Origin of the sequence: Thalassovita mangrovi, assembly GCF_009857745.1 — a bacterium.
GTDB classification, from domain to species: domain Bacteria; phylum Pseudomonadota; class Alphaproteobacteria; order Rhodobacterales; family Rhodobacteraceae; genus Thalassobius; species Thalassobius mangrovi.
The window spans coordinates 188264-202256 of the sequence record NZ_WWEN01000006.1; the positions used below are offsets into that span (position 1 = coordinate 188264).

Consider the following 13993-nt stretch of genomic DNA (forward strand, 5'->3'; position numbering starts at 1 on the left):
AGATGAAGGGGTTATCAGCGCCGCTCGGCGAAAAACGCCTTCAGCAGCTCCTCGGAGGGCTTGGCGTCGATATGGTCATAGACCTCGGGCACGTGGTGGCATTGCCTGTGGCTGAAGATGCGCGCGCCATGCGCCACGCCGCCGCTTTTCGGGTCCGCCGCGCCATAGTAAAGCCGCGCGATCCGCGCCGCCGAGATCGCCGTGGCGCACATCGGACAGGGTTCCAGCGTCACGTAAAGGTCATGCCCGGGCAGGCGTTCGCTGCCCAAAGCGGCGCAGGCCGCGCGGATCGCCAGGATTTCGGCATGCGCGGTGGGGTCGTTCAGCTCGCGCGTGCGATTGCCCGCCCGCGCCGCCACCGTCCCGTCGGGGGCCACGATCACCGCGCCCACCGGCACCTCGCCGCGTTCGCCTGCCGCGCGCGCCTCCTCCAGCGCGATATCCATGTAGCTGCGAAAAACCATGCCCTTCCTTGCCCTGCGATCAGCGCTTTCGCAATGGCGAAATTTGCGCTAAGCCTCGGCCCTCAAAACCCAAAAGGTCCGCCCATGTCCGATACCCCCGCAGGAGAACGCATCGCCAAGGTCATCGCCCGCGCAGGGCTGGCCAGCCGCCGCGAGGCCGAGAAGCTGATCGAGGCCGGGCGGGTGAGCGTCAACGGCAAGAAGATCGACAGCCCGGCGCTGAACGTCACCGCGCGTGACAAGGTGGTGGTGGACGGCAAGACGCTGGAGGCGCCGGAACCGCCGCGCATCTGGCTTTACCACAAACCCACCGGGCTGGTGACCACGCACAAGGACGAACAGGGCCGCCCGACGATCTATGACGACCTGCCCGAGGACATGCCGCGGGTGATGAGCGTCGGCCGGCTCGATCTGAATTCCGAGGGCCTGTTGCTCTTGACCAATGACGGCGCGGTGAAGCGGCAGCTGGAACTGCCCTCGACCGGCTGGCTGCGCAAATACCGGGTGCGGGTGAAGGGCGCGGTGAAGGACGAGATGCTGGAACCGCTGCGCCAGGGCATCAGCATCGAGGGCGAGAAATTCCAGCCGATGATCGTCAGCTTCGACAGGCAGCAAGGCGCCAACGCCTGGCTGACCGTGGGGCTGCGCGAGGGCAAGAACCGCGAGATCAGGCGCGCGATGGAGGCGGTCGGGCTGACCGTGAACCGGCTGATCCGGGTGTCTTATGGCCCGTTCCAACTGGGCCAGCTGAAATCGGGCGAGGTCGAGGAGCTGCGCCGCAAGGTGATACGCGATCAACTGGGGCTGGACGGCGAGGAAGCTCCGCGCGGCCGCGGCCCGCAGGTCCGACGCAAGCCGGACGACAAGCGCGGACCGGAAGGCAAGCGCAAGCGCCCGCCGACGGACAAGCGCGGAGCGGAGGGCACACGCGGGCTGGCAGGCAAGCGTGGACCGGCCCCGGAAAGCAAGCGGGGCCCGGCAAGCAAGCGCGGCCCCGGTGACAAGCGCGGCCCGTCGGACCGGCCGAAACCGCCGCGCGGCGGCAAGCCGGGCGGACCGGCGCGCAAAAGCTGACGGCACCGGTAACAGCGCGGACAGGGCGGAAGCCGGGCCAGCGCCAGTCCGCGGGGTGGCGCCACTCACCTCTGACCATGGCAGTTTATCCTGCCACACCTGTGCTCCCTATCGACAGCCGGGCAAGCCTCTCAAAAGCGCCAGCCCGTCGGGGCGGACTGGCGCTGGCCCGGCGGCCTTCGGCCTTGTTCCGGGCCTTTCCCCCTCCCCTGCCCCCGCGTCAGCCCGCACCGGCGCAATTGCCGCGATCTTCCCCCTAGCCATTCCGCCCCGGCCCGCTTACGGTCTCAAAGAGTTATTCTTCACGCGAGGCCCCGATGTCTGGCACCGGATTGCAAAAACTGGCCTTTTTCCTGCTTGTCATACTGACCCTCTATGTGGTCCTCGCAGGAGGCGCGTGATGGCACAACGCTATGGCGGCAAATTCAGCCCCGAGGGCAAACCGGTCAAAGGCGCCTATCGCGGCGCCAAGCGCACCCGCGCGGGCGGCCGGGTCAACCTGCTGTTCATCATCCCGCTGCCCTTGATCTGGAAGGCCTTCACCTCCGACCCGGTGGGCATGGCGCAATATCTGGTGGCGCTCGGCGCGCTGATCCTCGCCGCCTGGCTGACCCGCGAAGGGCTGCTGGCGCAGGAAGCCTATGAGGCGCGCAAGATCGCCCGCCGCCCCGCCCTGCCGCGCAAGATCGCCGGATCGGTGCTGACCGGGCTGGGGCTGGGGATTGCCGGCTTTGCAGGTTTCGGCGTGACCGAGGCGGCGATCTTCGCGGTGCTGGGCGCGGTTCTGCACTCGATGGCCTTCGGGTTCGACCCGCTGACCGACAAGGGGATGGAAGGCGTCGACACCTTCCAGACCGACCGGGTGGCCCGCGCGGTGGAAGAGGCCGAAACCTACATGAGTGCGATGACCGAGGCGATGAAACGCGCCGGCGACCGGCAGATGATGGCGCGGCTGGAAGCCTTCCAGGCGACCGCCCGCGACCTGTTCCGCACCGTCGAGGAAGACCCGCGCGACCTGACGGCGGCGCGCAAGTACCTGTCGGTCTACCTGATGGGGGCGCGCGACGCGACGGTGAAATACGCCGATATCTACGGCCGGTCGCACGACGAGAAGGCCAAGGCCGATTACGCGGCGCTGCTGGACGATCTTGAGCAGAACTTCGCCGCCCGCACACAAAAGATGTTGCTGGACGACCGCAGCGATCTGAATATCGAGATCGAAGTGCTGCGCGACCGGCTGAAACGGGAAGGCATTAAGGCGGGCTGACCGCTGCAAGCCATTGTATTCAAGGGGATCATCATGTCGCAAACCATTCAGCAAAAAGCCGCCGCCGACCTGGCGATGGTCGAAGAAGTCACCGCCGTGGCGCTGCCCGAACCGGGCAAGGCCGACGATATCGTGCCGTTGGAGCAAGCCGACGCGCCGCTGAGCGCGGAAATCCGGTCGCGGATGGGCGAGCTGGACATGGGCGATACCAATTCCATCGTGTCGTTTGGGTCGGCCGCGCAGGCCGAACTGCAGGAAATCAGCCAGGCGATGCTGACGGATGTGCGTAACAAGGATGTGGGGCCTGCGGGCGACAGCTTGCGCGAAATCGTCACCACGATCCGCGGCTTTTCGGTCAGCGAACTGGACGTGCGGCGCAAGCGCAGCTTCTTCGAGAAACTGCTGGGCCGGGCCGCGCCCTTCGCCAAGTTCACCGCGCGCTATGAAACCGTGCAGGGCCAGATCGACCGCATCACCGACAACCTTCTCAAGCACGAACACACGCTGCTGAAGGATATCAAGTCGCTCGACATGCTCTATGAGAAAACGCTGAATTTCTATGACGAGCTGGCGCTTTACATCGCGGCGGGCGCGGCCAAGCTGACCGATCTGGATGGCAACGATATCCCCGCCAAGGAAGCGGCGGTCAAGGCCGCGCCCGAGGACGATCAGGTGATGGCGGCGCAGGAATTGCGCGACCTACGCGCGGCGCGCGACGATCTTGAACGCCGGGTGCACGACCTGAAACTGACCCGCCAGGTGACGATGCAATCGCTGCCCTCGATCCGGCTGGTGCAGGAAAACGACAAGTCGCTGGTCACCAAGATCAATTCGACCATGGTCAACACCGTGCCGCTTTGGGAAACCCAGCTGGCCCAGGCGCTGACCATCCAGCGCAGCGCCGAAGCGGCGGCGGCGGTGCGCGAAGCCAGCGACCTGACCAACGAGCTTCTGACCGCCAACGCGGAAAACCTGCGCCAGTCGAACAAGGCGATCCGCGAGGAAATGGAACGCGGCGTGTTCGATATCGAGGCGGTGAAACAGGCCAACGCCAACCTTGTCGCCACCATCGAGGAAAGCCTCGCCATCGCCGACGAGGGCAAGGCGCGGCGCAAGGCCGCCGAGGAAGAGCTGAAGAAGATGGAAGCCGAGCTGCGCGATACACTGGCTTCGGCCAAGGCGCGCAAGACCGGGCTGGGCGATGCCGCCGGCACCGCGGTGCCGGAAAGCTGAGGGGTATTTGAATTTGCGACGCCATATCGGGGTGGTCCTGGCCGGGGCCTTGGGGATGCTGGCCGCCTGTGCGCCACTGGGGCAGCAGGATCAGATCCGGCCGCAGCCGAAACCCGCCGCGATCGTCCCCCCCGCCCCGGTCAGGATTTCCGACGGCAGCCGGGCGCTGAGCACCTATTTCAATCGGGTGCAGTCCGACCTGCTGAGCCAGGGCTTGCTGCGCACCGATGGCGGCGGGCCGGACACGCCCTTCACCGCCAGCGATCTGGCGCGCAATTTCGAAATGATCGCCTTTTACGACGAATACGAACGCGGCGCCGGGCTGCGCAATGCGCGCAGCGGGCCGGGGCGTCTGCGTCGCTGGGGCGTGCCGGTGCGCTTCGGGGTGGAATTCGGCGCCACGGTGCCCGAGGATCAGCGCCGCATCGACCGCGCCAACGTCCGCGCCTATTCGCGGCGGCTGGCCCGGGTGACCGGCCATTCGATCACGGTGTCCGACAGCAATCCCAATTTCCACGTGCTGTTCATGGGCGAAGACGACCGGCCCCAGATGCTGCGCCGGGTGCGGCAGATCGTGCCCAATATCAATCCCGCCTCGCTGAACATCCTGCGCGACATTCCCCGGTCGATCCACTGCCTGGTGATCGCCTTTTCGGCCACCGGCAACGACAGCGATTACCGCGAAGCGATCGCGCTGGTGCGCGCCGAACACCCCGATCTGCTGCGCAAATCCTGCATTCACGAAGAACTGGCGCAGGGGCTGGGCCTGGCCAATGACAGCCCCCACGCGCGGCCGTCGATCTTCAACGACGACGACGAATTCGCGCTGCTGACAAGGCATGACGAATTGCTGCTGAAGATGCTTTACGACCGCCGCCTGCAGGCCGGCATGTCGCTGCAGCAGGCGGACCCGATCGTCCGGCAGATCGCCGAGGAACTGGCCGGCGGCCCCAGCTGACACAAACGGGCCCGGCGGGCCCCGACGGATATTGACGGGCGGCGGGTGCCGCCCAACCGATGAAGGAGTTTTACATGGGTATTTTCGATTTCCTGACCGGGGAATTCATCGATGTCATTCACTGGGTCGACGACACCCGCGACACGATGGTGTGGCGGTTCGAACGCGAAGGGCATGAAATCAAATACGGCGCCAAGCTGACCGTGCGCGAAGGCCAGGCCGCCGTGTTCGTGCACGAAGGCCAGCTGGCCGATGTCTTCACCCCGGGCCTGTACATGCTGGAAACCAACAACATGCCGGTGCTGACGACGCTGCAGCACTGGGATCACGGGTTCAAATCGCCGTTCAAGTCCGAGATCTACTTCGTCAACACCACCCGGTTCAACGACCTGAAATGGGGCACCAAGAACCCGATCATCTGCCGCGACCCGGAATTCGGCCCGGTGCGCATCCGCGCCTATGGCACCTATTCGGTGCGGGTGACCGATCCGGCGCGCTTCCTGACCGAAATCGTCGGCACCGACGGCGAATTCACCATGGATGAAATCAGCTTCCAGATCCGCAACATCATCGTGCAGGAATTTTCCCGCGTGGTGGCGTCGTCAGGCATCCCAGTGCTGGACATGGCCGCCAACACCGCCGATCTGGGCAAGCTGATCGCGGCGGAAATCAGCGGCACCCTGGCCGAATACGGGCTGGAAATGCCCGAGCTTTATATCGAAAACATCTCGCTGCCCCCGGCGGTCGAGGCGGCTTTGGACAAGCGCACCTCGATGGGGCTGGCGGGCGATCTGGGCAAGTTCACCCAGTATTCCGCGGCCGAGGCGATGACGGCGGCCGCGCAAACGCCGCAGTCGGGCATGGGCGCCGGGATCGGCATGGGGATGGGCATGGCGATGGCGCAGCAGATGGCGAACCAGGGCCCCTGGGGCGCGCGGCCGCAGGCGCATGTCCCGCCGCCGCCGCCGGTCGAACATGTCTGGCACGTGGCCGAGAACGGCGAAACCAAGGGGCCGTTTTCCAAGGCGTCGCTGGGCCGGATGGCCACGGCGGGCGACATCACCCGCGACACCTATGTCTGGACCGCAGGTCAGGATGGTTGGAAGAAGGCGGGCGACGTGATGGAGCTGGCGCAGCTGTTCACCGTGATGCCGCCGCCGCCGCCGGGCGTCTGAACCCCGGCCAATCAGTTACCGCACAATAAAAAAGCGGCGCCCCCCGGGCGCCGCTTTTTTGTAACCACGCTAGAAGTAGCGATCAGGCGATCTCGACGCCGAAGTAGCACAGGGCGCGCGACAGTTCAGACGCGGATTCTGCGAAGTAACCGGTGGCCAGCTCGTCGATGGCTTCGTCGAACAGACCGGCATTGATCAGGGTGGCGACGGCGCCGGCGGCGTCGTGGAATTCGGCGTGCAGCATGTCGACTTCACGCATTTTCGGGGTGATGCGGCCGCGCTGGACCAGCGATTTCAGCAGCTGTGCCAGCGGGGTCTCGCTGCGGTCGCGCACCTGCTGAACGTCGATGGCGCGGTTTTCGTCGTAGGCGGCTGCGCGCAGCTGCAGGGCCAGAGCGTAATGGGCGACGTGGGCCGATTTCAGGATCTCGCGGATGTCCAGGGTTACAGTCTGTTGAGCCATTTCGATATCCTTTCGCGGTCGCCGGTTACATTCTGTTGCGTGGTCTTGATTACACTTACGTCTCTAACCCCAATCATTTTAGGAAGAAACTATCCATAAGTTCTGTTTTGCCACTATTAAGTATGTATCCGACTGCAAACTATCGAAATTCCTTCCCCCTACGAACGCGCGCCGGGAGACTCCGACGAATAGGTCGCCATAGCAAACGGCGTACCAATCCTGCCGCGCCGCGTCGGAACGCCGCGTCAACGGGCGGTAGAGCCCCCGCGAAAGCAGGCGAAACGCACTGCAAAGCCCCCAGGAAAAACAAAAAGCCCGGCCAAAGGGCCGGGCTTGGGCAAGCTTGAAAGCTGCTGTGGTCCTGTGAGCGCTGCCGGCACCCTGCAATGGTCCCTTCATTGCCAGGGGGGGGCACGCGAAGGCCGGCAGGATTTACGACACCGCCAGTTTCCAGCGCGCCACGGCCTTGGTCAGCTTCGCCGATAGGGCGTTATATTGGCGGCCGCTCAGATCCGAAATAGCGGCATCGAATTCACAGTTCGAAATCCGCCTGGCGATCTTGCCGGCACAGGCGTGGAACTCTCTGTGCAACCGGTCCACTTCGCGCGCTTCGGGCGTCACGCGAAGAAACCCGGGCAACGATTGCATCCAATGGCCGAACTTGCAGCAATCGCAGCTTTCGATTTCTTCCACGGGCAGACCGGTATCCCGATATACCGCCGCTTCCCGCAACCCGTATTTCCAATCGATATGCGCAAAGAGAGCGTCGTCCAGTTCGCCGCGCAATGTGATGGCCGTCATAGTCTGCATTTTCGTCCCTTTCCCTTTCCAGCACCCCGGGATGGGCTGCTGCGCCTCTTGACCCACCAAAACGGTATGCGACCCATACTTTTTAATGTGCTTTAGCGAAAAAGAGAGCCGTTTGAGAGCCGCAAAAGCCCTGCCAAGCAAGACGTTTGGACTGTTTTCAGCCGCAAAGTCGCATGAAAAGCAAAAAGCCCGGCCAGACGGCCGGGCTTTGGAAAGCGTGATATGCGATGGGATCAGGTCAGCGACATCCGCCAGCGGGTCACTGCGCGGGCCAGGCTGTCGGTGCTGTTCTTGTAGACCTGCCCGTTCAGCGCGGCGAGCGCCCCTTCGGTCTGACCGCTGGCGATCTGGGCTGCCACGCCGCCGGCAATCAAATGGAAATTGGCATGCAGTTCGTGGACGGCCTGCGCCTCGGGCGAATTGCGGGTCTCGGCCGGCAGCCCCTGCAGCCATTTGCCGAACTTGCAGCAATCCTCGCGCTTGATCATGTCCACCGGCAGATCGGTTTCACCGGCGATCGCCGCCTCCCGCAGGCGGAGCTTCCACGCGGCATGGCGGCCAAGGGCATCGTTCAATTCGTCGCGCATATCTTGAGTATTCATACTGTTGGGGTCCTATTTAAACTATTTTCACCAGAGGCATGAAAGATGCCTCCAAACCGCCCAACGTCCAGAAATCATTCGCCTTTAACGATCGGTTAAATATTTAAATGATGCATTTTCGGCATCTGTTTTTAGCCCTGTGCCTTGCCCGCGGCTCTTGCCGCCCCTGCCGCGCGGATCACGCGGCCGCCATGTGCCAGCGCGACACCGCCCGTTCCAGTTCGACCGACAGGCGGTTATACTCTTCACCGTTCAGGGCGGCGTGAGCCTGCGGAAATTCGCCCCGGACAATCATTTCGGCGATCGCCCCGGCGCAGGCGTGGAATTCCTCGTGCAGGCGGTTCACCTCGCGGGCGTCGCGGGAAATGCGCAGGATGGGCGGCAAGGCGTTCATCCATGCGCCGAACCTGCAGCAGCTATGGGATTTGATATGCGCAACCGGCAGATCGGTTTCGCGGCGCCTGGCCGAATCGTACAGAAATTGTTTCCAGTCAGCATGCGCCCGCAGCGCTTGAATCAGTTCTTCCCGCAGAGCGATGGCCGTTCCTGTTTCCACCTGCTTCTCCTTTTACGTTTCACACCACGCGACCGGTTGCCTCCGATCCCGAACCCTTTAAAGATCAGCGCCCAAGGCTCTATTCGTGATTTTTGTAAAAGAGAGAAATTTGGGCTGTACTAACGTCCTAGGGGGGCCTCTCCCTTGATCTGCCTCAAAATGCCAGGAAAGAAGCAATGACCCGGACCGAACACCGTTTTCCCTGCGAACAATGCGGCGCGGATTACCGCTTCGACCCGGAAGCCGGGCAGCTGGTCTGCGATCACTGCGGCCACCGGGCCGCGCTGGCCGAGGGCAACCCGTGGGAAGGCGGCATCCGCGAGCTGGATTTCAAACAGGCGCTGGACCATCTGCTGCCCGAGCAGGAGATCGAGGAAACAAGGGTCAGCAAATGCCCCAATTGCGGCGCCGAGGTGGAACTGGACGAGGCCACCCATGCCGCCGAATGCCCGTTCTGCGCCACGCCGGTGGTCACCGATACCGGCGCGCATCGCCATATCAAGCCGCGCGGCGTGCTGCCCTTCGCGCTGACGGAAACCCAGGCACGCAAATCGATGACCGACTGGCTGGGCAAGCTGTGGTTCGCTCCGAACGGGTTGCAGGAATACGCCCGCAAGGGCCGCAAGATGCAGGGCATCTATGTCCCCTACTGGACCTTCGATGCCGACACCAAGAGCCGCTACAGCGGCGAACGCGGCATCGTCTACTACGAAACCCGCACGGTGATGCGCGACGGCAAGCAGGTGCAGCAACAGGTGCAGAAGGTGCGCTGGTATCCTGCCTCCGGCAAGGTGGCGCGGTTCTTCGACGATGTGCTGGTGCTGGCGTCGCGATCTTTGCCGAAATCCTACACCGACGCTTTGGAGCCCTGGGACCTGGCGGCGCTGGAACCCTACCGGCCGGAATACCTCGCCGGGTTCCGGGCCGAGGGATACACGGTGGAACTTGACGAAGGCTATGACGAGGCGCGGCGCAAGATGGACCGGGTGATCGAACGCGACGTGCGCTTCGACATCGGCGGCGACCGGCAGCGTATCCACGATATCCAGACCCAGATCAGCGATGTTACCTTCAAGCATATCCTGCTGCCCGTCTGGCTGGCCGCCTATAAATACCGGGGCAAGACCTATCGTTTCGTGGTCAACGGGCGCACCGGGCAGGTGCGCGGCGAACGGCCCTGGTCGGTGTGGAAGATCGCCATCGCGGTCATCCTTGGCCTGATCGTGGCGGGTGGCATCGGGTATCTGATCGCGCTGAACGAGGGACAGCTTTGACCGACATGACCGATTACGACACGCTTTCGCGCCTGCTTCACGACCGCCACAGTTGCCGCGGCTTCCTGCCCGATCCGGTGCCGCGCGATCAGATCGAACAAATCCTGCGCGCCGCGCAGCGGGTGCCGAGCTGGTGCAACGCTCAGCCCTGGCAGGTGATCGTGACCAGCGGGGCCGAGACCGAGCGGTTCCGCGAAGTGCTCTATGCCGACGCGACAGCCAAAACGCCGGAGCCCGATCTGGAATGGCCGCGCCAGTATGTCGGCGCCTACAAGGACCGCCGCCGCACCTGCGGCTTGCAGCTTTACGATGCGGTGGGGGTGGAACGCGGCGACCGCGCGGCCTCGGGCCAGCAGATGCTGGAGAATTACAAGTTCTTCGGCGCGCCGCATGTGGCCGTCATCACCAGCGACCGCGATCTGGGGCCTTACGGGGCGATGGATTGCGGCGGTTTCGTCGCCGCCTTCACCCTGGCGGCGCAGGCTTTGGGCATCGCCACCATCCCGCAGGCGGCGGTGGCGGCCTTCGCCCCCACCCTGCGCGATCATTTCGCCATCCCCGAGGACCGGCTGATCCTCTGCGTCATATCCTTCGGATACGAGGACGAAGACCACCCCGCCAACAATTTCCGCACCGAACGGGCGGACCTGGACGAGGTGGCGGATTGGCGCGGCTGATGCCGCGCCACCCGATCAGGCCTTGTTGATCTTGACCTTGACGCCTTGCTTGGCCTCGGGGCCTGCCTTGGGCACGATCACCAGCAAGACGCCGTCCTTCAGATGCGCCTCGATCTTGTTGCCATCGGCATCCTCGGGCAGCCGGAAGGACCGGCTGAACGCGCCGTATTGGCGTTCGGAAAAGAACCAGGTCTCGCCCTTCTCTTCGCGTTCCGAGCTTTTTTCGCCCTTCACGGTGACGACGCCGTCATGCACCGAGATGTCGATATCCTTTTCCTCGACCCCTGGCAGTTCCAGCGAAATCTTGTAGCTGTCATCGGTCGAAGACGCCTCGGACGCTGGGGCCAGCCAATCGGCCACCTTCTGTCCGAAATTGCGGAAGGGTTCATAAAATTGCGGCCAGGTCCCGGATGCTCCGGCGGTATGGGTTTTCTCTACCATCGGTATTACTCCTCTGAATCGATGCGCCCAGTTTTCCCAACCTGCCGGCGCTGCGCTTTGACCCGTGTCAAATCCGCTTGCAGCCCAGCCCGGATTCGCCGACCAATGGGGCGATCAAATGAGGGCGGAAAAATGCGCGCATTGCTGCAACGGGTAAGCCACGCGTCGGTGACGGTGGACGGCGAAGTGATCGGGAAGACCGGGCCCGGGCTGCTGATCCTGATCTGCGCCATGCAGGGCGACAGCGAGGCGCAGGCCGATCAGCTGGCCTCGAAGATTTCCAAGCTGCGGATTTTCAAGGACGAGGCGGACAAGATGAACCGCTCGGTTCTGGATATCGGCGGCTCGGCACTTGTGGTGTCGCAATTCACCCTCGCCGCCGATACCTCGCGCGGCAACCGCCCCGGCTTTTCCACCGCCGCCGCGCCCGACGAGGGCCGGGCGCTCTATGAATATTTCGCGGCGAAACTGGCCGAAACCGGCGTGCCGGTGGAAACCGGCGAATTCGGCGCCGACATGCAGGTCGAGCTGCTCAACGACGGGCCGGTGACGATCTGGATGGACGTCTGAAACAGACCCATCGCGCGCCAGACGCCCAGACCGGCACATCCCCTGATCGGTCATTTCCCCGAAGCGGCAATCTGAGATTGACCCCGCGCCCGGTTTTCTGGCATTCAAAATCCATGTCCGGTTCCGGGGGTCGCCCCCCGGAGGAAAGAGGGAATGCAGTGCGGCGCGATTTCAGCGCTCATTCTGCAGCTGCCCCCGCAACTGTAAGCGGCGAGCAAGGCTGACATGCCACTGGAGAAATCCGGGAAGGCCAGCCAGATTGCGACGACCCGCGAGCCAGGAGACCTGCCGGACAGGCGCCTTCGGAAAAGGCGCTTCACCGGACGCCGGGGTGCGCGTCTGAGCTTGCGCGCGCCGGTTTTTCCGATCGCGCATCAGGCCGTTCGCCCCGTTTTCCAGACAAAAATTGCGCCGGGTGTGGCGCATATGGACAAGGACGACGAGCCTTATGAAAAAGACCCTGCTTGCCGCCGTGGCGGCCGCCGCGTTTCCCGCGATGGCCTCGGCGCATTTCCTGTTGGAATACACGACCGACACGATGATCGAAGCCCCCGGCGATGTGCCGGTGAAGCTGATCTTCTGGCACCCGTTCGAAAACGGCCACGTGATGGACCTGGAGATGCCGGAAGAATTCTTCGTGATCCACCGGGGCGAAAAGACCGACCTCAAACCCACGCTGGAACCGGTCCGCTTCACCGGCGGCGAAAACGAAGGCGCGGCCTTCAAGGGATCGGTACCGGTCAAGCGGTCGGGCGATTACGTGCTGGTGACGGTACCCGCCCCCTATTTCGAAGCCTCCGAGGATATCTATATCCAGCAGATCACCAAGAGCTTCCTCAACCGCAACGAATTGCCGACCGACTGGATGGAACCGGTGGGCCTGCCGACCGAAATCGTGCCGCTGAACAAGCCCTATAACGTGCTGGCGGGATCGACCTTCACCGGCCGCGTGGTGGCCAATGGCGCCCCGGTCGCCGGGGCCGAGATCGAAATCGAATACATGGCCGCCGAACCCGACATGGACACCGCCGCGTCGAGCACCCCGGTCACCGCACCGCCGCCGGGCGGCGCCGTGGTGGCGGTGTCGGATGACAACGGCTATTTCACCTTCGGCATTCCCAAGGCCGGCTACTGGGGCTTTGCCGCCCTGGGATCGGGCCCGGTGACCGAACATGAGGGCAAGGACCTGAGCCAGGACGCGGTGATCTGGATCCGCGCCTGGGACCTGGAGTAACCCCCATGCATATCGTGGACGGCGCGCTTTCCAATCCGGTTGTCATCGGCGGCGCGGTTGCCGCGGCTGGCGGCATCGCCATGGGCCTGCGCGCCCTGCCGCTGGAACGCATTCCCGCGGCAGGGGTGCTTTCGGCGGCCTTCTTCGTCGCCTCGCTGGTGCATGTGCCGATCGGGCCGTCCTCGGTGCATCTGATCCTCAACGGTCTGGCCGGGCTTGTGCTCGGCTGGGCCGCCTTTCCGGCATTGTTTGTCGGGCTGCTGCTGCAGGCGGTGTTCTTCGGCTTCGGCGGGCTGACGGTGATCGGGGTGAACACGCTCAACATCGCCCTGCCCGCCGTGCTGGCCTGGGTGCTGTTCGGGCGGCTGGCCGCGTCGGGCAGCCCGCTGAGCGGCGCGATCTGGGCCGGGATCGGCGGGGCGTTTTCGATCGCCGCGACGACCGCCATGGTGGCGCTGGCGCTGACCCTGTCGGGCGATGAATTCATCGCCGCGGCCAAGCTGGTCTTCTTCGCCCATATCCCGGTCATGGCCATCGAAGGGTTGTTGACCGGCTTTGCCGTGCTGCTGGCCCGGCGGGTCAAACCCGAACTCTTCACTCATCTGCAAGGAACCCGCGCATGAAACGGCTTGCCTTCATCGTGATGCTTTGCGCCGCCCCCGTTCCGGCTCTGGCGCATAAGGTCATCGCTTCGGTCTTCCCCTCCGGCAGCGCCATCGAGGGCGAAATCGGATTTTCCAACGGCGATATGGCCGTGGATCAGGAAATCATCGTGACCGGCCCCGACGGGGCCGAGCTGGGCCGGGCCCGGACCGATGGCGACGGCTTCTTCGTCTACACCCCTACCGTGCCGGTGGCGCATACGTTCCGCGCCAATCTGGGCGCCGGCCATGTCGCCGAGGCGACCATGCCCGCCGAAGAGGTCGCCGCGATCCTCGGCAAATCCGCGCCCGTCCCCGCCACCGCCCCGGCGGCTGAGCAGCAAGCCCCGGCCAGCGCGGCCCCGCTTTCCGCCGAAACCCGCGCCATGATCGCCGAAGCGGTGCGCGACGAAATCCGCCCGCTGCGCCGCGAAATCGCCGCCTATCGCGAACATAACAGCCTGCAGACCATCCTTGGCGGCATCGGTTATATCCTCGGGCTGTTCGGGCTGGGCTTCTACCTCGCGGCGCGCCGCAAGCTCGCGGGCTGATCC

Annotated in this window: 17 protein-coding genes and 1 riboswitch; of the genes, 11 read left to right on the plus strand and 6 right to left on the minus strand. The window is 64.3% G+C overall.

Annotated elements, in window-relative coordinates; genetic code table 11:
- Nucleotides 1-14: 14 nt before the first annotated feature.
- Nucleotides 15-464, minus strand: coding sequence for a nucleoside deaminase (locus GR167_RS14845; protein ID WP_160974485.1), 450 nt, complete (start codon nt 462-464; stop codon nt 15-17).
- Between the two features lie 84 nt (nt 465-548).
- On the opposite strand from GR167_RS14845, the gene GR167_RS14850 reads away from it, so the two are divergent.
- The 5 genes from GR167_RS14850 (at nt 549) to GR167_RS14870 (ending at nt 6171) form a co-directional block, all read left to right on the plus strand.
- Nucleotides 549-1538: a pseudouridine synthase gene (locus GR167_RS14850; protein ID WP_160974486.1), complete on the plus strand. Its 990-nt coding sequence runs from the start codon at nt 549-551 to the stop codon at nt 1536-1538.
- Nucleotides 1539-1938: 400 nt separating this feature from the next.
- Nucleotides 1939-2805, plus strand: coding sequence for a 5-bromo-4-chloroindolyl phosphate hydrolysis family protein (locus GR167_RS14855; RefSeq protein WP_160974487.1), 867 nt, complete (start codon nt 1939-1941; stop codon nt 2803-2805).
- 33 nt (nt 2806-2838) lie between these two features.
- Nucleotides 2839-4038 carry a toxic anion resistance protein gene (locus tag GR167_RS14860; protein ID WP_160974488.1) on the plus strand — a complete coding sequence of 400 codons (1200 nt, stop codon included), beginning with the start codon at nt 2839-2841 and terminating at the stop codon, nt 4036-4038.
- A gap of 55 nt (nt 4039-4093) precedes the next feature.
- Nucleotides 4094-4996 carry a DUF2927 domain-containing protein gene (locus GR167_RS14865; RefSeq protein WP_160974531.1) on the plus strand — a complete coding sequence of 301 codons (903 nt, stop codon included), beginning with the start codon at nt 4094-4096 and terminating at the stop codon, nt 4994-4996.
- A gap of 74 nt (nt 4997-5070) precedes the next feature.
- Entirely contained in the window at nt 5071-6171 is a 1101-nt protein-coding gene (locus GR167_RS14870) for an SPFH domain-containing protein (RefSeq protein ID WP_160974489.1), read from the plus strand.
- Between the two features lie 82 nt (nt 6172-6253).
- Here GR167_RS14870 and GR167_RS14875 read toward each other — a convergent pair whose 3' ends face one another.
- From GR167_RS14875 to GR167_RS14890, 4 genes are all read right to left on the minus strand, one after another.
- Nucleotides 6254-6634, minus strand: a complete 381-nt coding sequence (locus GR167_RS14875; RefSeq protein ID WP_160974490.1) for a hypothetical protein — start codon at nt 6632-6634, stop codon at nt 6254-6256.
- Between the two features lie 432 nt (nt 6635-7066).
- Nucleotides 7067-7435 carry a CZB domain-containing protein gene (locus GR167_RS14880; protein ID WP_160974491.1) on the minus strand — a complete coding sequence of 123 codons (369 nt, stop codon included), beginning with the start codon at nt 7433-7435 and terminating at the stop codon, nt 7067-7069.
- A 242-nt stretch (nt 7436-7677) separates the two neighbouring features.
- On the minus strand, nt 7678-8046 hold the full coding sequence (locus tag GR167_RS14885; RefSeq protein WP_160974492.1) for a CZB domain-containing protein: 369 nt from the start codon (nt 8044-8046) through the stop codon (nt 7678-7680).
- 178 nt (nt 8047-8224) lie between these two features.
- Nucleotides 8225-8602 (minus strand): CZB domain-containing protein, encoded by a 378-nt coding sequence (locus tag GR167_RS14890; protein WP_160974493.1) that lies wholly within the window; start codon nt 8600-8602, stop codon nt 8225-8227.
- A 176-nt stretch (nt 8603-8778) separates the two neighbouring features.
- On the opposite strand from GR167_RS14890, the gene GR167_RS14895 reads away from it, so the two are divergent.
- Both GR167_RS14895 and GR167_RS14900 read left to right on the plus strand, forming a co-directional pair.
- Nucleotides 8779-9876 carry a TFIIB-type zinc finger domain-containing protein gene (locus GR167_RS14895; protein WP_160974494.1) on the plus strand — a complete coding sequence of 366 codons (1098 nt, stop codon included), beginning with the start codon at nt 8779-8781 and terminating at the stop codon, nt 9874-9876.
- Between the two features lie 5 nt (nt 9877-9881).
- Entirely contained in the window at nt 9882-10553 is a 672-nt protein-coding gene (locus GR167_RS14900; RefSeq protein ID WP_160974532.1) for a nitroreductase family protein, read from the plus strand.
- Between the two features lie 15 nt (nt 10554-10568).
- On the opposite strand, the gene GR167_RS14905 is transcribed toward GR167_RS14900, so the two are convergent.
- Nucleotides 10569-10994, minus strand: coding sequence for an Hsp20/alpha crystallin family protein (locus GR167_RS14905; RefSeq protein WP_160974495.1), 426 nt, complete (start codon nt 10992-10994; stop codon nt 10569-10571).
- A gap of 132 nt (nt 10995-11126) precedes the next feature.
- Here GR167_RS14905 and dtd point away from each other — a divergent pair, with 132 nt between their 5' ends.
- The 4 genes from dtd to GR167_RS14925 all read left to right on the plus strand — a co-directional run bounded on the left by dtd (nt 11127) and on the right by GR167_RS14925 (nt 13990).
- Entirely contained in the window at nt 11127-11564 is a 438-nt protein-coding gene (gene dtd / locus GR167_RS14910) for a D-aminoacyl-tRNA deacylase (protein ID WP_160974496.1), read from the plus strand.
- Nucleotides 11565-11665: 101 nt separating this feature from the next.
- Nucleotides 11666-11871: riboswitch (cobalamin riboswitch) on the plus strand.
- Nucleotides 11872-12012: 141 nt separating this feature from the next.
- Nucleotides 12013-12798, plus strand: coding sequence for a DUF4198 domain-containing protein (locus GR167_RS14915; RefSeq protein WP_160974497.1), 786 nt, complete (start codon nt 12013-12015; stop codon nt 12796-12798).
- Between the two features lie 5 nt (nt 12799-12803).
- Entirely contained in the window at nt 12804-13421 is a 618-nt protein-coding gene (gene cbiM / locus GR167_RS14920; RefSeq protein ID WP_160974498.1) for a cobalt transporter CbiM, read from the plus strand.
- Nucleotides 13418-13990: a NikL family nickel/cobalt ECF transporter subunit gene (locus tag GR167_RS14925; RefSeq protein WP_160974499.1), complete on the plus strand. Its 573-nt coding sequence runs from the start codon at nt 13418-13420 to the stop codon at nt 13988-13990. The genes cbiM and GR167_RS14925 overlap by 4 nt, the downstream gene beginning before the upstream one ends.
- Nucleotides 13991-13993 lie beyond the last annotated feature (3 nt).